Source organism: Streptomyces sp. NPDC096176, assembly GCF_044763255.1.
In the GTDB taxonomy this organism is placed as follows: Bacteria; Actinomycetota; Actinomycetes; order Streptomycetales; family Streptomycetaceae; genus Streptomyces.
The window spans coordinates 60,649-86,500 of record NZ_JBIWFV010000014.1 but is presented as its reverse complement, the minus strand read 5'-3'; the positions used below and the strand labels follow the sequence as shown (position 1 = coordinate 86,500).

The 25,852-nt window shown below is 70.6% G+C and carries 24 protein-coding genes and 2 pseudogenes; 16 read left to right on the top strand and 10 right to left on the bottom strand.

Annotation, left to right across the window (positions count from 1 at the left end):
- The first annotated feature begins 101 nt into the window (after nt 1-101).
- From ACIQ7Q_RS30140 to ACIQ7Q_RS30125, 4 genes are read left to right on the top strand one after another with little or no spacing between them, the layout of a single operon-like run.
- Nucleotides 102-1,241 carry an acyl-CoA dehydrogenase family protein gene (locus ACIQ7Q_RS30140; RefSeq protein WP_403868944.1) on the top strand — a complete coding sequence of 380 codons (1,140 nt, stop codon included), beginning with the start codon at nt 102-104 and terminating at the stop codon, nt 1,239-1,241.
- 25 nt (nt 1,242-1,266) lie between these two features.
- Entirely contained in the window at nt 1,267-1,959 is a 693-nt protein-coding gene (locus tag ACIQ7Q_RS30135) for a transglutaminase family protein (RefSeq protein WP_403868941.1), read from the top strand.
- The gene (locus ACIQ7Q_RS30130; protein WP_403868938.1) at nt 1,959-2,660 is read left to right on the top strand and encodes an N-(5'-phosphoribosyl)anthranilate isomerase; all 702 of its coding nucleotides are present in this window, start codon (nt 1,959-1,961) and stop codon (nt 2,658-2,660) included. Before ACIQ7Q_RS30135 ends, ACIQ7Q_RS30130 begins: the two co-directional genes overlap by 1 nt.
- Complete coding sequence (locus ACIQ7Q_RS30125) at nt 2,657-3,145, top strand: IS5 family transposase (RefSeq protein WP_403868935.1); 489 nt, start codon at nt 2,657-2,659, stop codon at nt 3,143-3,145. Before ACIQ7Q_RS30130 ends, ACIQ7Q_RS30125 begins: the two co-directional genes overlap by 4 nt.
- A gap of 272 nt (nt 3,146-3,417) precedes the next feature.
- On the opposite strand, the gene ACIQ7Q_RS30120 is transcribed toward ACIQ7Q_RS30125, so the two are convergent.
- The 4 genes from ACIQ7Q_RS30120 to ACIQ7Q_RS30105 are packed head-to-tail and all read right to left on the bottom strand — an operon-like array spanning nt 3,418 to nt 4,575.
- Complete coding sequence (locus ACIQ7Q_RS30120) at nt 3,418-3,627, bottom strand: hypothetical protein (protein WP_403869117.1); 210 nt, start codon at nt 3,625-3,627, stop codon at nt 3,418-3,420.
- Complete coding sequence (locus ACIQ7Q_RS30115; protein WP_403868932.1) at nt 3,624-4,109, bottom strand: hypothetical protein; 486 nt, start codon at nt 4,107-4,109, stop codon at nt 3,624-3,626. Before ACIQ7Q_RS30115 ends, ACIQ7Q_RS30120 begins: the two co-directional genes overlap by 4 nt.
- Nucleotides 4,106-4,378, bottom strand: a complete 273-nt coding sequence (locus tag ACIQ7Q_RS30110) for an ATP-binding protein (protein ID WP_403868929.1) — start codon at nt 4,376-4,378, stop codon at nt 4,106-4,108. Before ACIQ7Q_RS30110 ends, ACIQ7Q_RS30115 begins: the two co-directional genes overlap by 4 nt.
- A 44-nt stretch (nt 4,379-4,422) precedes the next feature.
- Nucleotides 4,423-4,575: a hypothetical protein gene (locus tag ACIQ7Q_RS30105; protein ID WP_403868926.1), complete on the bottom strand. Its 153-nt coding sequence runs from the start codon at nt 4,573-4,575 to the stop codon at nt 4,423-4,425.
- 238 nt (nt 4,576-4,813) lie between these two features.
- On the opposite strand from ACIQ7Q_RS30105, the gene ACIQ7Q_RS30100 reads away from it, so the two are divergent.
- Nucleotides 4,814-6,163: a hypothetical protein gene (locus ACIQ7Q_RS30100; protein WP_403868923.1), complete on the top strand. Its 1,350-nt coding sequence runs from the start codon at nt 4,814-4,816 to the stop codon at nt 6,161-6,163.
- Nucleotides 6,164-6,556: 393 nt separating this feature from the next.
- Here the strand turns inward: ACIQ7Q_RS30100 and ACIQ7Q_RS30095 are convergent, their stop codons facing one another.
- A complete protein-coding gene (locus ACIQ7Q_RS30095; RefSeq protein WP_403868920.1) occupies nt 6,557-7,135 on the bottom strand; it encodes a DUF2269 family protein in 579 nt (192 codons plus the stop codon).
- A gap of 300 nt (nt 7,136-7,435) precedes the next feature.
- On the opposite strand from ACIQ7Q_RS30095, the gene ACIQ7Q_RS30090 reads away from it, so the two are divergent.
- From ACIQ7Q_RS30090 to ACIQ7Q_RS30080, 3 genes are read left to right on the top strand one after another with little or no spacing between them, the layout of a single operon-like run.
- Nucleotides 7,436-8,296: an NAD(P)H-binding protein gene (locus ACIQ7Q_RS30090; protein WP_403868917.1), complete on the top strand. Its 861-nt coding sequence runs from the start codon at nt 7,436-7,438 to the stop codon at nt 8,294-8,296.
- Nucleotides 8,293-9,408, top strand: a complete 1,116-nt coding sequence (locus tag ACIQ7Q_RS30085) for a zinc-binding dehydrogenase (RefSeq protein WP_403868914.1) — start codon at nt 8,293-8,295, stop codon at nt 9,406-9,408. Before ACIQ7Q_RS30090 ends, ACIQ7Q_RS30085 begins: the two co-directional genes overlap by 4 nt.
- Nucleotides 9,409-9,431: 23 nt before the next feature.
- A complete protein-coding gene (locus ACIQ7Q_RS30080) occupies nt 9,432-9,890 on the top strand; it encodes an ester cyclase (RefSeq protein WP_403868911.1) in 459 nt (152 codons plus the stop codon).
- Nucleotides 9,891-10,128: 238 nt separating this feature from the next.
- Here ACIQ7Q_RS30080 and ACIQ7Q_RS30075 read toward each other — a convergent pair whose 3' ends face one another.
- Both ACIQ7Q_RS30075 and ACIQ7Q_RS30070 read right to left on the bottom strand, forming a co-directional pair.
- Nucleotides 10,129-10,785, bottom strand: a complete 657-nt coding sequence (locus ACIQ7Q_RS30075) for an MEDS domain-containing protein (protein WP_403868908.1) — start codon at nt 10,783-10,785, stop codon at nt 10,129-10,131.
- A gap of 11 nt (nt 10,786-10,796) precedes the next feature.
- On the bottom strand, nt 10,797-12,503 hold the full coding sequence (locus tag ACIQ7Q_RS30070) for a PucR family transcriptional regulator (RefSeq protein ID WP_403868905.1): 1,707 nt from the start codon (nt 12,501-12,503) through the stop codon (nt 10,797-10,799).
- A 229-nt stretch (nt 12,504-12,732) separates the two neighbouring features.
- Between ACIQ7Q_RS30070 and ACIQ7Q_RS30065 the strand changes: the two genes are divergently transcribed.
- From ACIQ7Q_RS30065 to trxA, 7 genes are read left to right on the top strand one after another with little or no spacing between them, the layout of a single operon-like run.
- Entirely contained in the window at nt 12,733-13,215 is a 483-nt protein-coding gene (locus ACIQ7Q_RS30065; RefSeq protein WP_403868902.1) for a general stress protein, read from the top strand.
- A gap of 57 nt (nt 13,216-13,272) precedes the next feature.
- The gene (gene dnaK / locus ACIQ7Q_RS30060; protein WP_403868899.1) at nt 13,273-15,186 is read left to right on the top strand and encodes a molecular chaperone DnaK; all 1,914 of its coding nucleotides are present in this window, start codon (nt 13,273-13,275) and stop codon (nt 15,184-15,186) included.
- Between the two features lie 9 nt (nt 15,187-15,195).
- Entirely contained in the window at nt 15,196-15,771 is a 576-nt protein-coding gene (locus ACIQ7Q_RS30055; RefSeq protein ID WP_403868896.1) for a nucleotide exchange factor GrpE, read from the top strand.
- A 6-nt stretch (nt 15,772-15,777) separates the two neighbouring features.
- Nucleotides 15,778-16,752 (top strand): DnaJ C-terminal domain-containing protein, encoded by a 975-nt coding sequence (locus ACIQ7Q_RS30050; RefSeq protein ID WP_403868893.1) that lies wholly within the window; start codon nt 15,778-15,780, stop codon nt 16,750-16,752.
- Nucleotides 16,749-17,138: a chaperone modulator CbpM gene (locus ACIQ7Q_RS30045; RefSeq protein ID WP_403868890.1), complete on the top strand. Its 390-nt coding sequence runs from the start codon at nt 16,749-16,751 to the stop codon at nt 17,136-17,138. Before ACIQ7Q_RS30050 ends, ACIQ7Q_RS30045 begins: the two co-directional genes overlap by 4 nt.
- Nucleotides 17,129-19,771 carry an ATP-dependent chaperone ClpB gene (gene clpB, locus ACIQ7Q_RS30040; RefSeq protein ID WP_403868887.1) on the top strand — a complete coding sequence of 881 codons (2,643 nt, stop codon included), beginning with the start codon at nt 17,129-17,131 and terminating at the stop codon, nt 19,769-19,771. Before ACIQ7Q_RS30045 ends, clpB begins: the two co-directional genes overlap by 10 nt.
- Nucleotides 19,768-20,232, top strand: coding sequence for a thioredoxin (gene trxA, locus ACIQ7Q_RS30035; protein ID WP_403868884.1), 465 nt, complete (start codon nt 19,768-19,770; stop codon nt 20,230-20,232). The genes clpB and trxA overlap by 4 nt, the downstream gene beginning before the upstream one ends.
- Before the next feature lie 320 nt (nt 20,233-20,552).
- Here the strand turns inward: trxA and ACIQ7Q_RS30030 are convergent.
- Nucleotides 20,553-21,756, bottom strand: a pseudogene (locus ACIQ7Q_RS30030) (RNA-guided endonuclease InsQ/TnpB family protein).
- A 185-nt stretch (nt 21,757-21,941) separates the two neighbouring features.
- Here ACIQ7Q_RS30030 and ACIQ7Q_RS30025 point away from each other — a divergent pair.
- Nucleotides 21,942-23,792, top strand: coding sequence for an FAD-dependent oxidoreductase (locus ACIQ7Q_RS30025; protein WP_403868881.1), 1,851 nt, complete (start codon nt 21,942-21,944; stop codon nt 23,790-23,792).
- Here ACIQ7Q_RS30025 and ACIQ7Q_RS30020 read toward each other — a convergent pair.
- Entirely contained in the window at nt 23,755-24,210 is a 456-nt protein-coding gene (locus tag ACIQ7Q_RS30020; protein WP_403868878.1) for a phosphate-starvation-inducible PsiE family protein, read from the bottom strand. The two genes, ACIQ7Q_RS30025 and ACIQ7Q_RS30020, sit on opposite strands and share 38 nt — an antisense overlap.
- A gap of 306 nt (nt 24,211-24,516) precedes the next feature.
- Nucleotides 24,517-25,275, bottom strand: a pseudogene (locus tag ACIQ7Q_RS30015) (RNA-guided endonuclease InsQ/TnpB family protein); the annotation flags it as partial.
- Nucleotides 25,276-25,852 lie beyond the last annotated feature (577 nt).

Here is a 25,852-nt window from a genome sequence, read left to right as displayed (position 1 = left end):
GAGCGGCAATTGCCCGGGCGGCGAATTCCCCTCTTTGCCCTGCGCCGTAGGAGTCCGATTCTTCTCCGCCCTGAAGGGCGGAGTACTCATGGAGGTATCAGATGATCGACGTCGCGAAGGACCAGCAGGCCCTGCGCGACGGCCTCGCGCCCCTGCTCGCCGAGCTCGACCACGGGCACATCGAACGGGACGCGGCCGCCGAGTTCCCACGCGACGCGTGGCGGCGGCTGGCCGCAGCCGGCCTGTTCGGGCTGCCCTTCGACGAACAGTACGGCGGCCTCGGCCAGAGCCTGACGACCACCATGTACGTCCTGGAGGGCCTGGGGGAGGGCTGCCGCGACGCCGGACTGAACTTCTCCGCCTGCACCCACCTGGTCTCCGTCGGCGTACCACTGCACCACTTCGGCTCCGCCGCGCTCAAGGAACGCTTCCTGCCCGGCGTCTGCACCGGCGAACTGATCGGCGCACACGCCATCAGCGAACCCGACAGCGGCTCCGACGCGCTGGCGATGCGCACCCGCGCGGTACGCGACGGCGACGCCTACGTCCTGAACGGAAGCAAGGCATTCGTCAGCAACGGGCCCGTCGCCGACGTGTTCACCGTCTACGCCCGCACGAGCGACCGCCCAGGACCGCTGAGCGTCACCGCCTTCCTCGTCGACGGTGACACCCCGGGCCTGACCCGCGGCCGGCCGCTGGCCAAGATGGGGCTGCGCACCTCCCCGCTGTGCGAACTGTTCCTCGACGACTGCCGCGTCCCGGCCGACCGGGTGATCGGCCGGCCCGGCGGCGGGTTCCTCGTCCTGGACCACGTGATGCGCTGGGAGATCCTGTGCTCCTTCGTCATCAACGCGGGCGAGATGAAAAGCCGCCTGGACGCCTGCGTCCAATACGCCACCACCCGCACCCAGTTCGGCCAGGCCATCGGCTCCTACCAGGCCGTCTCCCACAAAATCGTCGACATGGCCACCGACGTGGAGACCTCCCGCCGCTGGCTGTACGAGACCGCCCGGCGGATGACCGCCGGGGAGAACGTCACCCGCGACATCGCCATGGCCAAACTCGTCACCAGCGAGGCCAACGTCGCCTCCGCCCTCGCCGCCGTGCAGATCTTCGGCGGCAACGGCTACATGGCCGAGTACGGCATCGAGAGCCAGCTGCGCAACGCCGTCGCCGGAACGATCTACTCGGGCACCTCGGAGACCCAGCGCAACCGCATCGCCGCACTACTCGGCCTGTGATCCCGCCCGACCATTGGAAGCTGCCTTGACGACGACCTCCCTGAGCACCGGCGCCCTCGCGGCCACCGAATTCCTCGACCACACCAGCGACCAGGTGCGCGCCTTCGTCGCCGACGCGCTGCCGCCCGGGGCCACCACCCCCACCGAACAGGCCGTCGCCCTCTACTACGCGGTCCGCGACACGATCCGCTACGAGGTCTACGGCGCCGACCTGTCCCGCGAAGGCCTGCGCGCCGGCACCGTGGCGGCCACCGGCTCGGGCATGTGCCTGCACAAGTCGGTCCTCTACGCCGCCGGCCTGCGCTCCCTGGGCATCCCCGCCCGGCTCGTACTCACCGACGTACGCAACCACCTCGCCTCCGACAAACTCGTCAGCCTGCTGGGCGGCGACGTGTTCCACCAGCACTGCCTGACCTCGGTACGCCTCGAAGGCCAATGGGTGCGGGCCACACCGGTGTTCAACAAGACCCTGTGCCGGCTCTACGGGATGGCGCCGCTCGACTTCGACGGTACCGCCGACAGCGTGCACCACCCCTTCGACCTGAAGGGCCGCCGCCAGATGGAGTTCCTGCGCTTCCACGGCGAGTTCGACGACCTCCCCTACGAAGCCGTCCTTGCCGACCTGCGGGCCGCGCACCCCGGCCTGTTCCAAGGCGGCGACGACCGCTTCGCAGCCGGCTCCCTGGTACGCGACGCCGACCGGACGGCGGCCGCCTGATGCTCGTCAAGTTCTGCGGCGCCACCACCACCGCGGAGGTCGACGCCATGGCCGCCTCCGGCGCCGACCTCATCGGCCTGTGGCACCACATCCCGGGCGGCCACGCCGACCTGACACTCGACCGGCTCACCGCCCTGTCGGCCCGGGCCCGCACCGCGGGCCCGGCGCCGGTGCTGGTTACCTTCTCCGCCGACACCGACACACTCGCGGCGGCCGTGCACGCCGCCCGGATCCCCTGGATCCAACTGCACGGCTTCCAGCCCCCCGGCGTGCTGCGCGCGCTGCGCGCCAAATGCCCCGACGGCCTGAAGATCGCCAAGGTGCTGCACGTACGCGACGACACCTGCCTGGAGGGCCGGCTCACCGCCGCCTACGAGCGGGCCGGGGCCGACTGCTTCCTGTTCGACGCCGTCACAGGCGACGGCCGCGTCGGCTCCACCGCCCAGCGCCTCGACGACACCACCGTCACGAAGCTCGCCGACGCCACCGGCCTGCCGTTCCTCCTCGCCGGCGGCCTCGGCCCCGACAACCACGGCGACTTCCCCGCCGCCACGGCCCATCCCCGCTTCTACGGCATCGACGTCGACTCCGCCGCCCGCGGCGACGACGGCCTGCTGAACGAGCCCCGCGCAACGGCCGTCACCGCCGCCTGGCGCCCCGGCCGCGGCGCCGACCGGGACACCCGGCCCGCCACCGGTTGAACCTGCGCGGAAAAGGGGGCGCAGACACCGGTCCGTCGCCGGTGGACCGGCGGAAGACGGGCAGCAAACACCACCTGATCTGCGACGGACGCGGCACCCCGCTCAAGGTCATCACGACCGCGGCCAACGTCAACGACGTTACCCAGACCCTCGCCCTGGTCGACGGCATCCCACCCGTCCCAGGCCGCCCCGGCCGACCCCGCCGAAGGCCCGAAGCGCTGCTCGGGGACAAGGGCTACGACTCCAACCCCAACCGAGATGAACTTCGCAGGCGCCGGATCCTGCCCGTCATCTCCCGCAAGGGCTCACCGAACATCAAGGGCCTGGGCAAGCTCCGCTACGTCGTCGAGCAGACCTTCGCCCTGCTCCACCACTTCAAACGCCTCGCCGTCCGCTGGGAACGTCGCACCGAACTCCACGACGCCTTCGTCTCCCTCGCCTGCAGCCTCTTCTGCTGGAGACGCCTCAACAGGGCCCGCACATGATCGTGTTACGAGCTCATAGGGCTCGCCCTCCGTAGGCGATCCCGTGGTACGTCTTTGCTGTACGTATCGAGTACGACGTAGGCCGCCCGCTCATCTCCTTGACCGCCCTTGCTGGGCGACGCTCCGCGTCACGGACGTTGCCCGGCCCCACAGGTTCAAGGCCCGGAATGACGCGGCATCGGTTACAGGTGTCGTTCCGACGGGTGCGCACTGGGGCGGTCCAGGGGTTGGGGATCGTGTTGCTTCTGTATCGGTAGCGGTGACGCCACCGCCTAGATGTATTGACCTGAAGCGTTGTTGACGCGGCTGACGGGTGGCTGGCCGCCGAGTGCGGTGTGGCAGCGGTGGACGTCCTTCCACTTCCAGCGGTGCAGTGCCATCCACCAACTGATCACCCTGTGCCATCTGAAACCGGCCAGGGAGCTCAAGGCGGCTTTGCAGACGCCGGTCCGGCGCCGCTTGGTTTTGTCGATGCTGCTCATGGTGCGTTCGTCGCCGCGATGGCCGGAGCGCCGAGGAGAACGGACAGCGCTTCGTACGGATCGCGAGCGGGCCGGACCCGCTCGAGTGCGTCCGCCAGATGCCGGGGGCCGACGCGGCGGTCGGTGCGGTAGGGGCGCAGCCAGTAGGGGCCCTCCGGCCGCTCGTGGGACGTCGGCGGGAACGGGATGCGCCAGGGAGCCGACAGGCATACGCCGTATGCGTTGCTCCAGCGTTCAAGGGTGCCGGGTGGTACGAGCCAGTACATCCACGGGCGGTTCTCCTCGGCGATCACCGGGCCGCAGCCGCCGGGGTGCGCGTCCATGAGGCGCAGAAGCTCCTTGCCTGCGTTCCCGGCCTCAGTGACTACTACGTCGAAGTACTTGCCCAGGGGCACCACGGTGGGCAGATGCGCGACCTCCTGGAGGCGTCGGACCAGGGCGGCCAGATCGGGCCGGTCGTCGCCGGAGCACACGGTCGTCACGTGCCCTCGCCGTCGACCGGCAGCGTGCACCAGGTGCACGTACCGTCCGGGCTGACGCCCCAAGCACCTTGCCGGGCTCGCACGACGGCGTCCACCAGCTCGAGCCCCCGACCGCTCTCGGCGTCCTCGCCGGGCCGCACACCGGCCCGCGCTGACCGGCGTACGCCGTCGGCCACCTGAATCTGCAGCAGATCACCCTCGATATGGACAACCAGCCTGATGCTGGTGCCTCCGCTGTGCACAAGGGAGTTGGTGAGCAGCTCGCTCACGATCAGCTCCACGTCCTCGACGAGAGCGTGCAGCCCCCAAAAGGTCAGATGTCCCTGGGGACCAGGCGCCGCATGTCCGACACACGACGGGCGTCCCGCTCTCGCGCAGAGAGGTCCGCGCCGGGCTGGATCGCGAAGGACACGACGACCGCGTGCCGCGTTCGGTGCGTGGCGAGGGACGCGCTGGTGAAGGTCACGTCAGCGCTCCCGGTGTCACAGGTGCTGCCAAAGAGCGCTCCGTGGTTCACGGCGGCGGCGATGGATTCCGTACTGCCACCTCTGGTCGTGCATGAGCTGCCCACCCTGTCTCCCCAGGCCGAGATCGTTCGGTGTCTGCCATGAGGTAACCGCTCGATCACGCTCTGCGGGTACCGTTGAGGGCAGGTGCGACCGTGAACACCGTGAACACCGTGCGAGTCGTCGGGAGTTGAGATCATGGCCGCGAGGAAGCGCACACCCAATCCCGCCCTGGCCGGGTTGCTCGAGCAGGCGAAATGGACGCGTACCCAGCTGGCGCAGCAGGTCAACCGACTGGCTCCGCAGGCCGGGTTGGCACTGACGTACGACCGCACGGCCGTGGCGCACTGGATCGCAGGTGTGCAGCCGAGAATCGAGGTCAGGCCGCTGATCGTGGAGGCGCTGTCAGCCCGTCTGGGCAGGCCCGTGACGCATGCCGAAGCCGGCCTGGAACCCGCACACGCTTCGGCCGGCTCCCGCACGCCCGACACTGTCGAGGAGTTGCTGGACCTCGGAAGGGCGGACATGGACCCCTCACGTCGCGGCGTACTGGCCGCCACACTGTTCTCGGCGGCTCTCGCCGCCCCCGCTTTCGCCGCGGACGCGCAGGCGGCGGACGAGCCCGTCACGCCGGGGAAGGCCACGACGCGTATCGGAGCCTCCCAGGTGGCTTCCGTCCGGTCGATGACCGACAGGATCGCCGACATCCTCGACGAGTTCGGCGCCGGGCACGCCCGCCCCATGGCTGCGGCGTTCCTCGTCAACACCGTCGGCCCCTGGCTGCGTGCCCAGGCAACCGAGCGCGTGCACGCCGACATGCTGGCCGCCGCCTCCGACCTGACGTACCTCACCGGCTGGATGGCGATGTACGAGAAGGCTCACGGCCTCGGCCAGACCTACTACGTCAAGGCCCTGCAACTGGCCCGCGAGGCTGAGGACCACGTGACGTACTGCCGCACCCTGCGCGGCATGTCCCTCCAGGCGTCCAACCTCGGCCACGGGCGCAAGAGCCTGGAACTCGCCGATTCGGCTGCCGAGGCCGCCCCGTCCGCAGGCCCGCGGCTCGTGGCGTTCCTCCGCGGCCAGCAGGCGCACGCGACCGCCATGGTGGGCGACCACCGGCAGGCCCATGTCCGGCTGCGGGAAGCGGAGACGGCTTTGTCGAAGGCCGACAGCCGCCGGGACGCCATCGGCGGGTACGACCAAACTGCGTACCTCTTCCATGTGGCGCACGTGCTGTACGAGGAGCGCGACCTGCCCGGCAGCATCCGCACCCTCAAGCAGTCCATCAGGGTCCAGCCGGCCAACGAGCGACAGGGCCGCGTCCATGCCTACGCCGTCCTGGCCCAGCGGCAGTTCGAACACGGCCATCTCGACGCGGCCTGCGATTCGTGGACCCGCTTCCTGGGCGAGTACGAACACGTCTCCTCGGCCCGCGGCGACGATCACTTCGCCACCATGCGCAAGCGACTCGCGCCCCACGCAAAGGCTCGGGTCGTGCGGGAGATGGCACCTCGGGTGCGGGAGATCGCCGCCCTCAAGGCATAGACAGGTCTCGCATGGTGTGCATCCGTCTGGCGGCGGTCACGGCCGGTACCGCGGTGATCCTGGCGTTCTCCTCAGCGGCCTACGCCACGCCTGCCCCACTCAAGTCGCCTGTGCCACAGCGCTGTCAGCCGCCGAGCAGGCGGAGAACGACTACGACGCGGTGAAGAAGGACCTCGAGGACCGCATCGCGCAAGGCGGGCATCCGGACGCTTCCGAGAGGCAAGCGCTCGCGGATGCCGAATCGCAGCGCAACGCAACGGGTTCCCAGGCTTAGCGGATCTGCGGCCCCTGAGCCGGCTTCGTCGGCAGGTCTGACACCCCACACGCGAGCGCCCCGTGCCGGGTCACGTCCGGCTCCGGGGCGCTGCAGCAACGCGTAGGCATCCGCTGCCGTCAGGCCCGCCCGCCGCGCGGCGTGGAGCGGCGGCCCCGCGCGGTGCGGCCCCACGGCTTGTAGACGGAGACCACCGCGGCGACCGTCAGCAGCGCGAACAGCACCGGTACGCTCCACAGCAGGAAGTCCGCGGGCCAGCCCGGCTTCGGCGGGGTGCCGCCCGCCTTCGCGGTGTTCTCGGTGGCCTGCATGACGATCGGGTGGATCACGAACCACGCGAAGATCGTCATGAACAGGGTGATCACCCACTTGACGACGATCCACCAGTGCAGCAGCAGGCCCCACTTGGTGCCGCACGACAGCAGAATGCCGGTCAGCGCGGCGGTGATGCTGAACACCGTGACGCAGGTGTCGTCGAAGACGTACATCGCGTAGTAGACGCCCTTGGCGACCGCGGCGTCCTCGGTGGTGTAGCCCATCACGGCCAGCACCGCCATCGCCAGGGACAGGCCGACCCAGCCCACGGAAGTGACGACGTGGATGGCGAGCGTCAACTTGCGTGCCCTGCGGGAGAGTTCGAACTTCTTCTTGGTCCTGCCCCGCTGGGTGGGGGACTGGCCTACTGCGGTGGCGGACAAGGCGGCGACCTTTCGTGGGGGACGAAGGGGAGAAGGGGGCAGCGAGGGCGGGCAGGCCCGCGCGAACGGCCCCGCAGCCGCCGGGGCAAGCCCGGCGCGCACAGGCGCATGCAGGCGAGGCCCTCCGCCTGGCAGCATCCCCGCCGCCGCTCGAGAACGACTCGAGCAGCCCTCCCTCCCGTCCCGGCTCCGGACGCGTTCCAGCCAGTCTCCGGGGGCCCTCCAGCCGGACTGTTCAGCCTTGCACCACCAAGGTCCGAGGAGTCTCGGGGAAGCCGAGACCGACAGGGTGGAGCAGGCGTGACAGTTCTGGTGACAGGAGCGACAGGATCCGTCGGCCGGCATGTGGTCGACCACCTCGTTGCGGCGGGGCAGCAGGTGCGGGCCCTGACCCGCAACCCGGCGACCGCGGGACTTCCCGACGGCGTCGAGGTGTTCGCGGGCGACCTCGAGCAGCCGCAGACGCTGCGCGCGGCCCTCGACGGCGTGGAGCGCCTCTACCTCTTCCCCGTCCCCGAGACCGCACAGGAGGTCGTCGCCCTCGCCAAGGAGGCCGGTGTGCGGCGCATCGTCGTGCTCTCCTCGTCCTCCGTGCTCGACACCTCCGGCGACAACCACAGCGGTGAGCACCACCGCGCCGTGGAGCGCGCCGTCGAGGAGTCCGGCATCGAGTGGACCTTCGTACGGCCCGACGAGTTCGCCACCAACCTGCTGTGGAAGTGGGGCCACTCCATCCGCACCGAGGGCGTCGTGCGCACCCCCTACGGCGGCGCGCCGCGCGTCCTGATCCACGAGGCCGACGTCGCCGCCGTGGCCGCCGCCGCGCTCGTCGAGGACGGCCACGCCGGCCAGGCGTACGTCCTGACCGGCCCGCAGGCCATCACCCAGGCCGACCAGGTGAAGGCGATCGCCGCCGCCACCGGTGCCCCGATCACCTTCGAGGAGATCACCCCCGATCAGGCACGCGAGCAGATGGGCCACTTCATGCCGCCGCCGGTCGTCGAGATGATCCTCGGCTACCTCGCCGACGCGCTGGACAACCCGCCCGTCCCCGTCGACGCCGTCGAGCGCGTCACCGGCCGACCGGCCCGCACCTTCGCCCAGTGGGCCGCCGACCACGCCGGCGACTTCGCCCCCCAGCGCGAGACGGTGGCGGCGTGAGCACCACCACCGGCCCCGCGACCGCGGCGGACGCGAAGCCCGCCGCCACCGACGCCAAGCCCACCCCCGGCCCTGCCGCCACCGGCCCCGACGCCTCCCACGGCAACGCGCACGTGCAGCTCACCGGCAGCGGCCGGCCCGAGGACCACGTCGTCGCCGGCCACGGCACCCGCCCGGCCGCCGGCCGCGGCAAGGTCGTCGTCCGTGTCGAGGCCGCCGGTGTGTCGTTCGCCGAGGTGCAGATGCTCCAGCACCTGCACCCCTTCCCGCCCAAGTTCCCCTTCGTGCCCGGCTACGACCTGGTCGGCCGCATCGTCGAGACCGGCGAGGGCGTCACCGGCCGGCAGGCCGGCGACCGGGTGGCCGCCATGCCCCGGCACGGCGCCTGGCAGGAGTACGTCGAGGTGCCCGCCAAGGCCCTCGCCGCGGTTCCCGAGCACCTTGACGCGGCGGTCGCCGTCTCCCTGATCACCAACGGGGTCACGGCCTATCAGATGCTGCACCGGCTGACCGCCCTGGCCCCCGGCTCGACCGTGCTGGTGCACGGCGCCAGCGGCGGCGTGGGCACCCTGCTCACCCAGCTCGCCGTCCACGCCGGGCTGCGTGTCATCGGCACCGCCTCGCCCGCCAAGCACGACGCCGTCCGCGCGCTGGGCGCCGAGCCGCTCGACTACCGCACCCCCGATCTGCCCGCCGCGGTACGGGAGTTGGCGCCGGGCGGCGTCGACGCAGTCTTCGACCACATCGGCGGCCGCGGCCTCGACGCCGGCTGGGCGATGCTCGCCGACGGCGGCACTCTGGTCTCCTTCGACTCGTCGGTGGCCGGCTACCGGCCCGGCCAGTGGTTCAGGCCGCACGTGCCCGCGCTGCGCCGCACCGCCGCCCGCTGGATCGCGGCCAGGCTCCGCCTCACCCGCGGCCGCCGCCAGAGCATGTACTACGTCAAGCCCGGCGACGACTTCCGGGCCGACCTCGCAGCCCTGTACCGGCTGGTCGACGAGGGCGTCCTGCGGCCCGATATCGCCGGCCGCCACCCGCTTACGGCGGCCCCGGCCGCCGTACGCGCCCTGCTGGACGGCACCACCGTCGGCAAGCACGTCCTGATCCCCTGACACCCGGTAAGGAACCCGCCACCATGACCGCAACGCTCGCCGAGCAGCCCACCCAGAGCGTCCAGGAGCGCAACAAGCAGATCGCGCTCGACTGCGCCGCCGCCTGGAACCGCTGGGACCTGGACGGCATCTTCACGCACTGGTCGCCGGACATCAGGCACTTCTCCGAGGACCGCCCGGTCGACTCCGAGCTCATGAAGGCCGCGATGCGCGGCGGCCTCGCCGCCTTCCCCGACCTGCACCTGGACGTCAAGAGCGCCGTCTCGCAGGGCGACCGCGTCATCCTGCGCATCACCGTCACCGCCACCCACCTGGGCGACTTCTTCGGCAAGGCCGCGACCGGCAAGAAGGTCACCTGGTTCATGCTCGAGGAACTGCGCTTCGACGACGCCGGAAAGATCATCGAGCACTACGACGTGTTCAACTACCTGCCGATGCTCAAGGAGCTGGGCTTCGTCGACCAGGGCGTCCTCGGCGGCTGAACACCGCCGGGGTGACGACAAGGGGCCGGACCCGCAGCACGGGGGGCAGCCTTCGGTTCGGGTGTGGGCGCCGGCTCGGGCTCGAGCCAGGAGATCCAGGAGATAAGGACTCCGCGGACGGACGCCCCGCCCGTGTGCATTCCACGGCGGGGGCGGGGCGCAGCGGTCAGGAAGTCCCGCAGGTTCCCGGCGGACTCGGGACCGGGCGGGGCTCGTCGTTGCCTCCTTCTCCGCCCGCTCAATTCACGTGGGCGGTGCCGTGGCCGAGTACCCCGGCCACCTCGTCCGGCCCCAGGCAGTACGGGTTCTCGAACACCATGCCGTTGAGCCAGACCCGGGGGTGTGCCTTGATCAGCGGGATGATCAGGTCGCCGCCGAACGTGTCCAGGTCGTACAAGCAGACGCCGACCTGTGGATAGGACCGCAGCCAGCGCGTCGCCCTTGTCTCGTACCGGATCAGCTCGGCCGTGAACGCCGGCCGGACCAGGGGGCGCGCCCAGCTCATGTCGGCGGCCAGGCAGGCGAAGCCGGCGTCGCCCTCGGAGAACGTGCGGTAGGACCAGCTGTACAGCAGGTCCAGCATGCGGTCACCGTCGAAGGTGCCGTTCCGCAGGTAGGTCTCCTCCGGGGGCTTGATCTGGAGATTCCCGCACACCCGGCGGACTTCGGGCACGGTCGTGGCGAGCAGGTCGCGAAACGCCCGTCCCTCTCCTTCGGGCGCCAGGAAGACGCAGGTCTGGCCCTCGCGCAGGCCGTCCGCGAAGAACGGCGTGATGAGCCGGTCGCGCTCCTCCCGTCCCCGGTGCAGGGCGCAGATGTGATCGCCCGGGGCGAGCGGTATGCCCCCCACCGCGGTGACGGCGGGTCCGCGGGAGTCCGCGCTCCGCTCGTACATGTCCCTCCCGTTCATCGGAGTGAGCCGCCCAGGATCTTCCAGGCCCGGGTGGCGATGTGCAGGTTCAGCCGGCTGTCGACGTTCTTGAGGTCGTTGCCGCTGACCTCGCGGATGCGCTGCAGGCGGTAGCGCAGTGTGCTGCGGTGGATGGCGAGTGCGGCGGCCGTGCCGTCGTAGTTGCCGCCGCACTCCAGGTACTGGGACAGGGTCTGGGCCAGATCCGAATGGTGGGCGGCGTCGTAGTCCATGAGCGGGCCGAGCCATTCGCGGACGAATGTCTCCATCTCCTGGTAGTCGCCCCCCGCCCCGAGCATGCGGAAGAGCCCGAGCTCCTCGTAGCTGGTGGCGCCGTGGGGATCCTGGGAGAGCCGCCGAACCTCCAGGGACCGGAGCGCCTCCTCGTACGACCTCGGGATCTCGGTGGGGGCGTCGCAGCGGCCGCCGAGCCCGATGGACCCGGTTCCCGAGCCGAGCTCGCGGGCCACCGCCCGGTGCAGCGCGTGGCAACGCGGCTGGCCCCGCAGGACGAGGACGGCCCTGCCCGACCGTCTCGCCGGCAGCGACCGCATCCGCAGGCTCGCGGCGGCTCGGCCCACGGCCTGGACGAAGGTGTCGTCCGCGGTTCTGCCCTCCCAATGGACGACGGCCATGCAGTGCGGGCCGTGCAGGTCGTGGCCGACGGCAGCGGCGCGGGCGTAGGCGCTCTCGTCGTCGGTGCCGGTGATCAGGTCGTCCACCAGCTCACGGCGGAGCCGCAGCTCGACTTCCGCGAGGTTTCGCAGATGGGCCAGCTCCAGGGCGAGGGCGCTGCATGCGTGGTCGAGGACGAATCCCTCCTCCTCGCCGGTGCGCCCCTCACCGACGGTCAGGGACATGGCCCCGAGGGCTTCGCCGCGGTGCTGGGCCAGCGCGACGAGGCGGTCACCCACCCGCGCAGGACGCAGCCGCCGGGCCATGTCCTGCAACAGCTCCTCGTGCTGCTCCGCGTCCGGCTTCGGATACGGGTCGGGCCGCCCCGGGCCCGTCCAGGCGAGCAGGTTGCCGAATCGGTCCTCGACGGCGACGGAGTGGCCCGTGAGCTCGTGGACGGCCCTGGCGATGCCCGCAACGCCGCCGTCGCTGGCCACGGCCTCGCTGAGCACCTCGTGGACGGTCCGCTGGTGCTCGAGCTCGGCGACGGACGCTGCCAGCCGTGCGTTCACGGCCTCCCGGTCCTCATTGAGCCGCTGCAGCTCCCGGGCGTGCTCCCGGGCCCTGCGGCGGGCCGCTGCGTTGGCCAGGGCCATGGAGGTCTGCTGGGCGAGGACCTGGACCAGGAAGTGTTCGTCCCCGGCGGGTGCTGACGGCGCGCCCACGACGAGGTAGCCGACTCCGTTGCTGGTGTTGAGAGGGAAGGCCCAGCCCCACTCCCGGCCGGGCACCGGGACGGGTCCCTCGGCGCCGTGCAGGTACCGGAGCCGGTCGCCGAGCCCGGACGTGTCCGGTGCGGTCGGCGCCGGCGTGCGGACCAGGCGGTCGCCCGAGGGCAGATAGCTCGCCTCGGGACGGCACGGCCCGAGCGGCGCCACGGAGGTCATCGCCAGACGCAGGATGTCGGCCTCGTCCCGCCCGTCGTTCATGATCGTGGAGAGAACGAACAAGCTGAAAAGGTTCGCCACGTGCTCCCTGCTCCCGGCCTTGGGGCACGCCGGATAGGTCCAGTCAACTGTCGCGGGCATGGTGGGACACAGGCCCCTTCCCGGTGAAGACCCCCGATGCGCGTTGCCTCAGACGGATGTCCATGCAGTCACCCCCTGATTACCCCAATTTGAGTGTTTTGCACTGCCAGGGCGAGAGCCGATCTGGATTTGGACACCGCAGGGGCAGGCTGCTGCCCCTTCCGCGCCGCGACTGTGGAGTCGTCATCGTGAAACGGACGGCGCTCGCGCTGTCCCGGAGAGGGCGACCATGGATGAGCACCGTCGAAGCATTGCCTCGTACCGCACGTACGCCGAAGCGGAACGCGCCGTCGACCACCTGTCCGACCAGGGCTTCCCCGTCGAACGGGTGGCAATCATCGGGCAGGACCTGCAACTCGTCGAGCAAGTGGTCGGCCGCCTCACCTACGGCAAGGCCGCGCTGAGCGGAGCCGCGTCGGGGGCGCTCCCGGGCGCTCTGATCGGTTGGCTCTTCGGACTCCTGAACTGGCTCGACCCGGTGCTGTCGGCCCTGCTCCTGGCCCTCTACGGCCTCCTGTTCGGCGCCGTGGTCGGCGCGGTCATCGGACTGATCGTGTACGCCATGCAGCGCGGGCGCCGCGACTTCAGCTCCGTCCAGTCCGTGCTGCCCACCCGGTACGAGGTCATGGTCGACGCCGACGTGGCCGACCGGGCTGCCGGGCTGCTGGCAGGGCTGGGAAGGCCGGCGACCGGCACCGCTGCCGAGGGGTGACGGCCCCGGGCAAGCGACGCGCACCCCTCTTCACGCTTTCACAAGGAGTGGCACCTCATGGCTAAGGCAGTCGGCATTGACCTCGGGACCACCAACTCGGTGATCGCCGCGTGGGAGGGCGGGGAGGCATCGGTCATACCCAACTCCGAGGGAAGCCGCACGACCCCTTCGGTCGTCGCCTTCACCGACACCGGCGAACGGCTCGTCGGCCAGCTCGCCCGCCGTCAGGCGATCCTCAACCCGAAGGGAACCATCTACTCGGCCAAGCGCTTCATAGGCCGCCGCTACGACGAAATCTCCGACGAGGCGAAGGCCGTCGGATTCGACGTGGTCCCCGACGAGCACGGCAACGCCCGTTTCGAGGTCCGCGACAAGTTGTACTCGCCCGAGGAGATCAGCGCCCAGGTACTGCGCAAGCTCGCCGACGACGCCGGCAAGCAGCTGGGGGAACGGGTGACGGAAGCAGTCATCACCGTGCCCGCCTACTTCAACGACGCCCAGCGACAGGCCACGAAGGACGCCGGGAAGATCGCGGGCCTGGAAGTGCTGCGCATCATCAACGAGCCCACCGCGGCCGCCCTCGCCTACGGACTGGACAAGAAGGGGCACGAGACCGTGCTCGTCTTCGACCTCGGCGGTGGCACCTTCGACGTGAGCATCCTCGACGTCGGTGACGGCGTGGTCGAGGTACGTTCCACCGCGGGCGACAGCCACCTGGGCGGCGACGACTTCGACCGGCGCCTGGTGGACCACCTCGCGGACAAGTTCCAGAACGAGAACGGCATCGATCTGCGCCAGGACCCGCAGGCGTTGCAGCGGCTCTTCGAAGCCGCGGAGAAGGCCAAGGTCGAGCTGAGCTCCGTGACCCAGACGCAGGTGAGCCTGCCGTTCATCACCGCCGACGCCTCCGGGCCGAAGCACCTGACCGAGACCGTCATGCGTTCCACGTTCGAGCAGATCACCGGTGACCTGGTCGAGCGGACCATGGAGCCGGTCAAGCAGGCGATGTCCGACGCGAAGATCACCGACAACGACATCGACGAGGTCATCCTCGTCGGCGGCTCCACCCGCATCCCCGCGGTCCAGAACCTTGTCCGCCGGCTGACCGGCGGCAAGGACCCGAACATGAGCGTGAACCCCGACGAGGTCGTGGCCATGGGCGCCGCGATCCAGGCCGGTGTGCTCAAGGGCGAGGTCAAGGACGTCCTGCTGCTCGACGTCATCCCCTTGTCGCTGGGTGTGGAGACCCGCGGCGGCGTGATGACCAAGATCATCGAACGGAACACCACCATCCCGGTGCGCCGCGCGGAGGTCTTCTCCACGGCGGAGGACAACCAGCCCGCCGTCGACGTCGTCGTGCTGCAGGGTGAGCGCGAAAAGGCCTCGGAGAACCGGGTTCTCGGCCGGTTCCAGCTCACCGACATCCGCCCCGCGCCGCGTGGTGAGCCGCAGATCGAGGTCACCTTCGACGTCGACGCCAACGGCATCCTGAACGTCACGGCACGCGACAAGGACACCGGCGCCGAACAGGGCATCACCATCAGTGAGGCCTCCAACCTCGACCAGAGCGAGGTCGAGCGGATGGTCCAGGAGGCGGAGCGCAACCGTGGCGAGGACAAGGCGCTGCGCGAGGCCGTCGATGCCCGCAACGAGCTGGACGCCGTCGCGTACCAGGCCGAGCGGAAGCTCAACGAGCTGGGCGACGCCGCACCGGCGCACGAGAAGGCTCGGGCCGAGATGCTCGTCAACGACGCACGGCAGGCCATCAAGGAGGAGGCGCCGCTGGACCGGATCAGGTCGCTGACCTCCGAACTCCAGCAGATCCACGCCGCCCTGTCCGCCCACCGGCCGGGCGCGGCCGAGGGAGGACCGGCCCCTGGAACCGAGACGGCAGGCGCCACCGCCGGCGCGACGGCCGGCACCGGCGGAGGGGACGACGACGTCATCGACGCCGAATTCGACAAGGGCTGAGGGGTGGTCATGTCCACCGAACAGGACCCGGTGAGTACCCAGGAAGAGCGGGGTGAGGCTCCGCCCCGGGAGCAGGGGCCTTCCGGCCAGGGGCCCCAGGCTCGGGCGCCGCAGGACCAGGAGGCTCCGGAGCGGAGCGCCGCGGAACAGCACGCCGCGGAGCTCGACGAACTCCGCGACCGCTGGCGCCGCGCCCTCGCGGACCTGGACAACCTCCGCAAGCGTCACGCCAAGGAGATGGACCGTGTGCGCAACGACGAACGCGCCCGCACCTCCGCGTCCTGGCTCCCCGTCCTCGACAACCTGGAGCTGGCCCTCGCGCACGCGGCGTCCGATCCGACCGCCGTGCTGGAGGGCGTCAAAGCCGTACGCGACCAGGCCGTGGAAGTGCTGCGCGGCCTCGGGTACTCCCGCCACGAGGAGACCGGTGTGCCGTTCGACCCGGCCAGGCACGAGGTCGTCGGCCTCGTCGAGGACCCCGCGGCCGAGCCCAATACCGTCGCGCAGGTACTGCGCCCAGGCTACGGGGAGGACGAAAAACAGCTCCGGCCCGCATCCGTCGTGGTGAGCAAGCGTCAGGAGTGACACCCCATGGCACGGGACTTCTACGACGTGCTCGGGCTGCGGCGCGGTGCCAGCCAGGAGGAGATCCAGCAGGCGTTCCGCAAGCTGGCCCGCAAGTACCACCCCGACGTCAACAAGGACCCGCAGGCGGAGGAACGCTTCAAGGAGCTCAACGAGGCGTACAGCGTCCTCAGCGACCCCGACACGCGCCGCCGCTACGACCGGTTCGGTGAGGACTTCCGCAGGGTCCCGGAGGACTGGGAGGAGCAGATGGCCGGTGCCGGCGTCGGCGCCCGCGGTGCCGGCCGGTCGGCCTGGAGCACCGGGGACGGGGGCGGCCGGGTCCGCTTCGTGTCGGAGGGCGAGGGCTTCGAGGGCTTCGAGGGCTCCGGCATCGACTTCGAGGACCTCTTCGGCGGCATGTTCGGCCGCGGCGGTGTCCGGGGCGGGCCACGAGGCCCGATCCCCGGCGCCGACCACGAGGCCGAGCTGCCCCTCACCGTCGAGGAGGCCTACCGGGGCGGCAAACGCAGCGTGACCCTCGCCGGACCCGAGGGCGAACGCGTCTACCAGGTCAACGTCCCTCCCGGCGTGACCGACGGACAGCGCATCCGGCTGGCCGGCGAAGGCGGCCAGGGAGGCGGCGGAGGCACACGCGGCGATCTCTACCTGCGTGTGCGGATCAAGCCGGACTCGCGCTTCCGCCTCGAGGGCCGGGACATCCACGTCGTCCTGCCCGTCACGCCCTGGGAAGCGGCGCTCGGCGCGACCGTGCCGGTCCCCACGCCCGGCGGCACCGCCAAGGTCACCGTCCCGGGCGGCTCCTCCAGCGGCCGCCGGCTGCGGCTGCGGGGCGAGGGCATGCCCAACCCGCGCGGCCCCGACGGCGACCTCTACGCCGAGGTCCGCATCCTGGTGCCGCCGAAACCCACCGAACGTGAAAGCGCGCTGTTCGAGCAGCTGGCCGCCGTCTCCACCTTCGACCCGAGGAAGCCAGGATGACCCAGGATCCGCGGTTCGCCGCCGGCACCGACCGGGTAACGGCGCGGCAGCCCGCCGTCGGCGTCGTCGTCCGCCGCTACGCCATGGTGCCGGTGCGCCGGCTCGGCCTCGACGACGTCTCCCGGCGCAGCGGCCTCCATCCCGAACTGGTGCGGCGCTTCGTCGCGCTCGGGCTCGTCGACGCCGAGCGGGGTGCCGACGGCCGGCTGTGGTTCGACCGGAACGCCCCCACCACCCTCGCCCGCATCCAACGTCTACGGGCCGGGCTCCCCCTCAACTACGCCTCCATCGGTCTGGTGCTCGACCTGCTCGACCGGATCAGCGAACTGGAGGCGGCTCTGAGGCGCAGCAACGCCGGCTCCAGGAGTGATGAATCGTGGATATGAACCGGCTCACCCAGAAGTCGCAGGAAGCGCTTCAGGAAGCGCAGACCGTCGCCGGCCGGCTCAACCAGACCGAGGTCGACGGCGAGCACCTGCTGCTCGCCCTCGTCGACCAGTCGGACGGACTCGTACCCCGGCTCTTCGAGCAGGCCGGTGCGGACACCGACGCCCTCCGCGCGGCGCTGACGGCGGAGTTGCAGCGCAGGCCGAAGGTGACCGGCCCCGGCGCCACACCCGGCCAGGTGTACGTCACCCAGCGGCTCGCCCAACTGCTGGACACGGCCGAACAGGAGGCCAAGCGCCTCAAGGACGAGTATGTCTCCGTCGAGCACCTCGTCCTGGCCCTGGTGGACGAGGGCTCCAGGACCGCGGCGGGACGACTGCTGAAGGAACACGGCGTCACCAAGGACGGGTTCCTCGGAGCGCTCACCCGGATCCGCGGCAGCCAGCGAGTCACCTCCGCCACCCCCGAAGCCGCCTACGAGGCGCTGGAGAAGTACGGCCGTGACCTCGTCCTCGAGGCCCGCAGCGGCCGTATGGACCCGGTCATCGGCCGGGACGCGGAGATCCGGCGGGTCATTCAGATCCTCAGCCGCAAGACCAAGAACAACCCCGTACTGATCGGCGACCCCGGCGTCGGCAAGACGGCCATCGTCGAAGGGCTCGCCCAACGGATCGTCCGCGGCGACGTGCCCGACGGGCTGCGCGACAGGACCATCTTCAGCCTCGACATGAGCCTGCTCGTGGCGGGGGCCAAGTACCGCGGCGAGTTCGAGGAGCGGCTTCAGGCCGTGCTGAGCGAGGTCAAGGCGGCAGGGGGGCGCATCCTGCTCTTCGTCGACGAGATGCACACGGTCGTCGGCGCCGGAGGCGGCGCCGAGGGCGCCATGGATGCCGGCAACATGCTCAAGCCGATGCTGGCCCGCGGCGAACTGCACATGATCGGCGCCACCACGCTCCAGGAGTACCGCAAGCACGTGGAGTCCGACGCCGCGCTCGAACGACGGTTCCAGCAAGTCATGGTGGACGAGCCCAGTGTCGAGGACACCGTCTCCATCCTGCGCGGACTGCGCGAGCGCCTGGAGGTCTTCCACGGCGTGAAGATCCAGGACACCGCGCTGGTGGCCGCCGCCACCCTCAGCCACCGCTACATCTCCGACCGGTTCCTGCCGGACAAGGCGATCGACCTCGTCGACGAGGCCTGCGCCCGGCTGCGCACCGAGATCGACTCCATGCCGGCCGAACTCGACGAGATCAGCCGGCGGGTGACCCGGATGGAAATCGAGGCGGCGGCGCTGGAGAAGGAAACCGACCCCGCCAGCGGCAAGCGCCTGGAGGAACTGCGCCGCGAACTGTCCGACCTGCGCGCCAAGGCCGACGCCATGCACGCCCAGTGGGAGGCCGAACGCCAGGCCATCCGGCGGGTGCAGGAGTTGCGCCAGGAACTGGAACAGGTCCGTCAGGAGGCCGAGGAGGCCGAACGGAACTACGACCTGAACCGTGCCGCCGAACTGCGTTACGGCAAGCTCAGGGAGCTCGAACGCCGGCTGGAGGCCGAGGAGGAGGCACTCGCCGCCAAGCAGGGCGAGAACCGGCTCCTGCGGGAGGTCGTCACCGAGGACGAGATCGCCGAGATCGTCTCCGCCTGGACCGGCGTCCCCGTCAGCCGCCTGCAGGAGGGCGAACGGGAGAAGCTGCTGCGACTGGACGAGATCCTCGCCGAGCGGGTGATCGGCCAGGACGAGGCGGTCAAGCTCGTCAGTGACGCCATCATCCGGGCCCGCTCCGGCATCCGCGACCCGCGCCGGCCCATCGGCTCGTTCATCTTCCTCGGCCCGACCGGCGTCGGTAAGACCGAGCTGGCCAAGACGCTCGCCGCCGCGCTGTTCGACACCGAGGAGAACATCGTCCGGCTCGACATGAGCGAGTACCAGGAACGGCACACCGTCAGCCGACTGGTCGGCGCGCCCCCCGGGTACGTCGGCTACGAGGAGGGCGGCCAGCTCACCGAGGCGGTGCGCCGCAAGCCGTACTCCGTCGTGCTGTTCGACGAGATCGAGAAGGCGCACGCCGACGTGTTCAACACCCTGCTGCAGGTGCTGGACGCCGGCCGCATCACCGACTCTCAGGGACGCACGGTCGACTTCCGCAACACGATCATCATCATGACCTCCAACATCGGCTCCGCCCATCTCCTGGACGGTGTGACGGCGGACGGTGAGATCAAGCCCGACTCCCGGGCGCAGGTGATGAGCGAGCTGCAGAGCCACTTCCGGCCCGAGTTCCTCAACCGCGTCGACGACATCGTGCTGTTCAAGCCGCTCGGCATGACCCAGATCCAGCGCATCGTCGAGCTCCAGTTCGACGACCTGCGCCAGCGGCTTGCCGAGCGGCAGATCACCGTCGCACTGACCGACGCCGCCCGCGAACTCATCGCCCAGCAGGGCTTCGATCCCGTCTACGGCGCACGGCCGCTGCGCCGCTACATCTCCCACGAGGTGGAAACGCTCGTCGGGCGGGCCCTCATCAAGGGCGACGTGCAGGACAGCTCCACGATCCGGGTGGACGCCAAGGACGGCGAACTGGTGGTCACCTGGAACGGCTCGTCCGACAACGACAGCCGGAAGGCCGCGTGAGTGCAGTGGCCACCCAAGGGGCCGCGACCAAGGCCGCGACGGTGGCCTGCACCCAGTGCGGCCGCAAGAACCGGGTGCCGGCAGCGGCGGAGGGAATCCCCCGCTGCGGCAACTGCCGCTCGCCGCTCCCGTGGATCACCGACGCCGGCGACGACGACTTCGCCGGAATCGCCGAGCAGGCGACACCCGTGGTCCTCGTCGACCTCTGGGCGACCTGGTGCGGGCCGTGCCGGATGGTGAGCCCCGCACTGGAGCTGGTCGCCCGCGAGATGGCCGGGACCATCAAGCTGGTCAAGGTCGACGTCGACCAGGCGCCCGCCGTCGCCCAGCGGTTCCAGGTGCAGGCGGTGCCGACGCTGCTCCTGCTCGACAAGGGAGAGGTGATCGACCGGCAGGCCGGCGCAGCGCCCGCCGCCGCCCTGCGCCAGTGGGTGGAACGGGCCATCGCCGGTCGCCACTGAGCTCCGGGGCCGCGCCGCCCTCAACGAATCAGACCGCCAACGGAAGAGGACCCGCCACAATGGCCAACGCCCACCTGGCGCCTGCGCGCCCCGTCACTCCGCGCACTCCCCGGCGCCGCGAGGACTGCCTGCCCCTCGGCTCCCCCTGGGCGCACCTCCGACGACGTCTGACCTGTGGGCACGTTCGCATGCTGCGACTCCTTGCCGCTCAAGCACGCCGGAGCCGACAGCCACCCCGTCCTCCAGTCCTTCGAACCGGGCGGAGACCGGCGCTGGTGCTACGTCCATCCAGGAGGCCATGGTCTGTTGACTTCCTCCCCCTACAGGCGGGGGATTCCAGCGGTCGCCCGCTGGGGTTCCTTGCTTCACCGACGACCGCCCCGTCCGGGAGGACTCCCGTTGAGGTCTTACACCGTCTCCACAGGCAGACGCCGCCAGCCCGGCGGCGAGAATGTTGCGTGCCGCGTTCACGTCGCGGTCGTGCACGGTGCCGCAGTCGCACGTCCACTCGCGGACGTTGAGCGGCATCTTCGCCGCGACCGTGCCGCAGTTCCCGCACAGCTTGCTGGACGGGAACCATCGGTCGATCACGACGAGTTCACGCCCGTACCAGGCGCACTTGTACTCCAGCATCATGCGGAGATCCGTCCAGGCCGCATCCGAGATGGCGCGCGCGAGGTTGCCGTTCTTCAGCAGGTTGCGGACGGTGAGGTCCTCGATCACGACCGTTTGGTTCTCACGGACAAGTCGAGTCGACAGCTTGTGCAGGAAGTCGCGGCGCCGGTCGGCGATCCGCGCGTGGACCTCGGCGACGCGACGCCGGGCCTTGGCCCGGTTCGCCGAGCCCTTCGCCTTCCGGGACAGCTTCCGCTGCGCGCGGGCGAGGCGGTCGCGGTCGCGGCGCTCGTGCCGGGGATTGGCGATCTTCTCCCCTGTGGACAAGGTCACGAGAGAGGTGATTCCGGCGTCCAGACCGACCGCCGCAGACGTGGCGGGCGCGATGGTGTCCTCGCACAGCAGAGACACGAATCAGCGGCCCGCCGGGTCACGGGACACGGTCACCGTCGTCGGCTCCGCCCCCTCGGGGAGCGGACGCGACCAGCGGATGTCCAGCGGCTCGGCCATCTTCGCCAGCGTCAGGCGCCCATCGCGCCACGTGAAGGCGCTGCGGGTGTACTCGGCCGACGCCCGGGACTTCTTCCGCGACTTGTAGCGCGAGTACTTGGCCCGCTTGGCGAAGAAGTTCCCGAACGCCGTCTGAAGGTGACGGAGAGCCTGCTGGAGCGGGACCGAGGACACCTCCGCCAGGAAGGCCAGCTCCTCGGTCTTCTTCCACCCGGTCAGCGCGGCGGACGACTGCACGTAGGAGACACGGCGCTGCTCGCCGTACCAGGCCCGTGTGCGCTCCTCCAGCGCCTTGTTGTACACGAGACGGACACAGCCGAACGTGCGCGACAGCTCAGCTGCCTGCTCGTCCGTGGGGCAAAAGCGGTACTTGAACGCCCGCTTGACCTGCCGCGTCACACCTCACACCCTATCAACTCCCCTGTGAGCGGCGGGTGTCGGCCGGTAGCCGCAGGTGACCGCAGACGCCGAATCGCCCTGAAGGCGATTCGCCTTCCCTGCTCCGCAGGAGCTTCGTTTCTCCCCCGCAAGCGGGAGGTACCCCCACCCCGGCCCGAAGGCCGGGTATCCACGAAGGAATCCAGATGAACGACGCCGCAGACGGCCGGGACGGGCCGCTGACCGAGACACCCGACCGCTCCGGGACCCACCCCCGGCTGACGCCCGAGCAGATCGAGGTTCTGGCACCGCACGGCCGTAAACGGCCCACGAGCGAGGGCACGGTGCTGTTCCGGGAAGGCGAGCCCTTCGGCGAGTTCCTCGTCGTGCTCGCCGGACTGGTCGAGGTCCTCCACGACTACGAGGGTCCCGACGAGCGCACCGTCGCCGTGCACGGACCGGGACGTTTCCTCGGCGAACTCGGCCTGCTGGAGGGGCAGGCCGCGTTCTACACCGCCGTCGTCCGTGAGCCGGGCCAGGTGCTCGCCGTTCCCGTGGACCGGCTGCGCGCCATCGTGGCGGGCGATCCGGTCCTCGGTGACCTGGTCCTCCGTACCTACCTCGGCCGCCGCGCGCAGCTCATCGGCCTCGGCGCCGGCTTCCGGATCCTCGGCTCCTGCTACTCGCCGGACACCCGGCGACTGCGCGAGTTCGCCGCCCGGAACCGGCTGCCGCACCGGTGGATCGACCTGGAGCAGGACAAGGAGGCCGAAGAACTGCTGCGCCGCTTCGGCATCCGCCCGGAGGAAGCCCCGGTCGTCATATGGAAGCGCGAGGTGCTGCGCAACCCCGGCAACGCGGAACTCGCCCGGATCATCGGCCTCCCGGCGCCCTCGCCCGAGGTCACCCAGTGCGACGTGCTGGTGATCGGCGCGGGACCGGCCGGACTGGCCACCTCCGTCTACGGCGCCTCCGACGGCCTGGCGACCGTCGCCATAGACGGCGTCGCCGCAGGCGGCCAGGCCGGGACCTCGTCGCGCATCGAGAACTACCTCGGCTTCCCCTCCGGCATCTCCGGCGCCGAACTCATCGAACGCTCGGTCCTCCAGGCACACAAGTTCGGCGCCCGGCTCACGATCCCGGCCGAGGCCACCGGCCTGGAGGCGCGCGACGGCCACTACGCCGTCACCTTCGCCGACGGCACCACGACCGAGACCAGCACGGTGGTGCTGGCGCTGGGTGCGCGCTTCCGCCGGCTGCGCGTCCCGGGCATCGAACGCTTCGAAGGCTCCAGCGTCTACTACGCGGCCACGCTGCACGAGGCCCACATGTGCCGGACCGACCCGATCGCCGTGGTCGGCGGCGGCAACTCCGCCGGACAGGGCGTGCTGTTCCTCTCCCGGTATTCGCCGCACACCCACCTGATCGTCCGCGGCGGCGACCTCAACCAGGACATGTCGCGCTACCTGGTCAACCAGGTGGAGCGCAATCCGAAGATCACCGTCCTGCTGAACACCGAGGTGATCGAGACCCGTGGCGAGGGCGTTCTGGACACACTGGTGGTGCGGAACAACGTGTCCGGCGAGATCCACGAGATCCAAGCGCGCGTGCTGTTCGTCTTCATCGGGGCGGCACCGCCCACCGACTGGGTCAAGGATGTGATCGCCCTCGACGACAAGGGCTTCGTCCTCACCGGCCCGGACGCCCAGGCCCGGGCCGAGGAGGGCGTGTGGGCGCCGCTCGGCCGGGCGCCGCTGATGCTCGAGACGACACTGCCCGGGGTCTTCGCGGTCGGCGACGTCCGCAGCGGCTCGGTGAAGAGGGTGGCCTCGGCGGCCGGCGAAGGGGCGATCGCGGTCAGGCTGGTGCACGAGCACCGGGCCCAGGAGGGCAACCTGGTCCGCACGGCGTCCGGCGTCGAAGACCGGCACGCCCCCCGGCCGCAACCGGGTGGGGGCCGTCCGGGCGGGGAAATCCGCCCGGCAGCGGCCGGCCGGTCCGGGGCCGGCGCGCCTTCCGTCAGCCGGTCGTCGGGGCGCCCGGCGCCGTCAGCATGAAGTCCACCGGCCGTGTCGAGCGCCGCCACACGTACACGGCCAGCGCCATCACCAGGATCAGCCCGGTCAGGATGACCAGCTCGATGCCCTGGTACTCCCAGCGGAACGTCTTCGCCTCGGCCGTCATGATCAGCACCTTGCGGATGCCGGCGATCAGACCGACGACGAGGAAAGGCTCGGCGTCCAGCGTGCGGTTCCTGATGGTGAGGCGCACCGTGTGCAGCAGCTCGGCCACGATGAACAGGACCAGGCTGTTGTCCAGCGCGGACAGCACGACGGTCTCGCCCTGGAACGGGCCTCTGATCGCGTCGACGACGTCGGCGGTCAGATCGGCCGTCAGCAGCCCGGCGAGCAGCAGCAGGATGACCGCCACGATCAGATGGATGCCGTCCTCGGCGGCCTGCAGGAGATTCTGCACGCGGGATGAGTCGGCTCTTCGGCGAGGTTCTGCCACCCGCCGCATGCTAGGCCCGTCGGGGCCGCCTGGCCCGTACCGGACGCGGCCGTGTGGTTCCATGCCGCCGGATGGACGACCGGCCGCCGGACCGGCCGGGCTGCGGGGCACAGAGCCGGAGCCGGCCGTGTGCGGGCCGGACGGCGCGGTCACCCGCCCGGGACGGCGACGCGGTCCGAGCGGCACTCCGGCTCCGCTGCGCCGCCGACGACGACCGAAATCCGCTGGAGGGCGTCTTGACTTCCGCCCCCTCGTGAACGAGGGGTGTTCCTACGGCTCGCGCCGTGGGGTTTTCTGCTTCGTCGCCGACTGCCTGCCCGGAGTGCTCCGTTGAGGTCTTACACCAGCTCCACAGACTGTCACCGCCAGTCCGGCGGCCAGAAGGTTCTTCGCTGCGTTCACGTCCCGGTCGTGGGTCGTGCCGCAGCGGTGGCACGTCCAGGTGCGGACGTTCAGTGGCATCGTGGCCTGCAGGGTGCCGCAGGCGGAGCACAGTTTGGACGAGGGGAACCACCGGTCCACGGCGATCACCTCGCGCCCGTACCAGGTGGCCTTGTACTCCAGCATGCTCCGGAACTGCGACCACGCGGCATCGCTGATGGCGCGGGCGAGCTTGTGGTTCTTGACCATGGTGCGCACGGTCAGGTCCTCGATCACGATCGTTTGGTTTTCACGAACGAGACGAGTGGTGATCTTGTGCAGGGCGTCACGCCGGCGGTCGGAGATCCGGGCATGGATCTTGGCTACCTGCCGGCGGGCCTTGGCCCGGTTCGCACTGTCCTTCTCCTTCTTCGCCAACCGGCGTTGCGCCTTGGCCAGCGCCAAGCGGTCACGGCGCTCATGCCTCGGGTTGGCGATCTTCTCCCCTGTGGAGAGGGTCAGGAGGTAGTCCAGACCGGCATCAATGCCGACCGCGTTCCCGGCTGCGGGAAGCGGCTTGAGGCTGGGGTCGTCGCACAGCATGGAGACGAACCAGCGCCCGGCCGCATCCTGGGACACGGTGATCGTCGAGGGCTGCGCTCCCTCGGGCTGGCCGAGGGGGTCTTCAGCCAGTCCCTGGGCGGCGGTGCCGTCGAGACCGGCGATTACCTCTACCTCGCCTGGTTCATCAGCTCCATCGCCATCGTCGGCGGAGCGTTCGGCACAGGTCTGGAACAGGACGAGGCGGTCCGCCACGCCGCCTACGGCCGTCGCCACCGGGACCGCCAGCAACGCCTGGCGGACGCCCGCGCCGGCTCGGCCGGGGACCGCCGGCCGGACGCCTGAAATCCGCTCGGATTCGATGAAACCCGGCCGCCGCGGCGTGCGTATCCAGCAGCAGGCCGAGCTCCGCGTCGTGACCGCGGTTGCCGCACCCCACGAGGAACGGTGCCGTCTCCCGGACCGCGTCCCGCTCGTGCACCGCGGCAGGCCGCCGTCCGGGGCCGGTAGCGCCGTATCGGCCACGGCGAGGACCACCCTGTCCTGAGCGCCTTGTTCCGGGGCGCGGGAGCATCCCGGCGCGTGCAGGGACCAGGCGGTGCCGGGGCCACGCCCACGGGAAGGCGGCCTCATCCGCAGGGCCCGCGTTCTCGGCCGGGCGGGGACGGAAACCGCGTGTCACCTC

What these genes read in the sequence shown, in the direction of transcription:
- ACIQ7Q_RS30140 (WP_403868944.1), top strand. Translation starts at nt 102, where the DNA reads ATGATCGACGTCGCGAAGGACCAGCAGGCCCTGCGCGACGGCCTCGCG.
- ACIQ7Q_RS30130 (WP_403868938.1), top strand. Translation starts at nt 1,959, where the DNA reads ATGCTCGTCAAGTTCTGCGGCGCCACCACCACCGCGGAGGTCGACGCC.
- ACIQ7Q_RS30120 (WP_403869117.1), bottom strand. Translation starts at nt 3,627, where the DNA reads ATGAGCAGCATCGACAAAACCAAGCGGCGCCGGACCGGCGTCTGCAAA.
- ACIQ7Q_RS30100 (WP_403868923.1), top strand. Translation starts at nt 4,814, where the DNA reads ATGGCCGCGAGGAAGCGCACACCCAATCCCGCCCTGGCCGGGTTGCTC.
- ACIQ7Q_RS30080 (WP_403868911.1), top strand. Translation starts at nt 9,432, where the DNA reads ATGACCGCAACGCTCGCCGAGCAGCCCACCCAGAGCGTCCAGGAGCGC.
- ACIQ7Q_RS30075 (WP_403868908.1), bottom strand. Translation starts at nt 10,785, where the DNA reads ATGTACGAGCGGAGCGCGGACTCCCGCGGACCCGCCGTCACCGCGGTG.
- ACIQ7Q_RS30070 (WP_403868905.1), bottom strand. Translation starts at nt 12,503, where the DNA reads ATGCCCGCGACAGTTGACTGGACCTATCCGGCGTGCCCCAAGGCCGGG.
- ACIQ7Q_RS30065 (WP_403868902.1), top strand. Translation starts at nt 12,733, where the DNA reads ATGGATGAGCACCGTCGAAGCATTGCCTCGTACCGCACGTACGCCGAA.
- dnaK (WP_403868899.1), top strand. Translation starts at nt 13,273, where the DNA reads ATGGCTAAGGCAGTCGGCATTGACCTCGGGACCACCAACTCGGTGATC.
- ACIQ7Q_RS30055 (WP_403868896.1), top strand. Translation starts at nt 15,196, where the DNA reads ATGTCCACCGAACAGGACCCGGTGAGTACCCAGGAAGAGCGGGGTGAG.
- ACIQ7Q_RS30050 (WP_403868893.1), top strand. Translation starts at nt 15,778, where the DNA reads ATGGCACGGGACTTCTACGACGTGCTCGGGCTGCGGCGCGGTGCCAGC.
- ACIQ7Q_RS30045 (WP_403868890.1), top strand. Translation starts at nt 16,749, where the DNA reads ATGACCCAGGATCCGCGGTTCGCCGCCGGCACCGACCGGGTAACGGCG.
- ACIQ7Q_RS30025 (WP_403868881.1), top strand. Translation starts at nt 21,942, where the DNA reads ATGAACGACGCCGCAGACGGCCGGGACGGGCCGCTGACCGAGACACCC.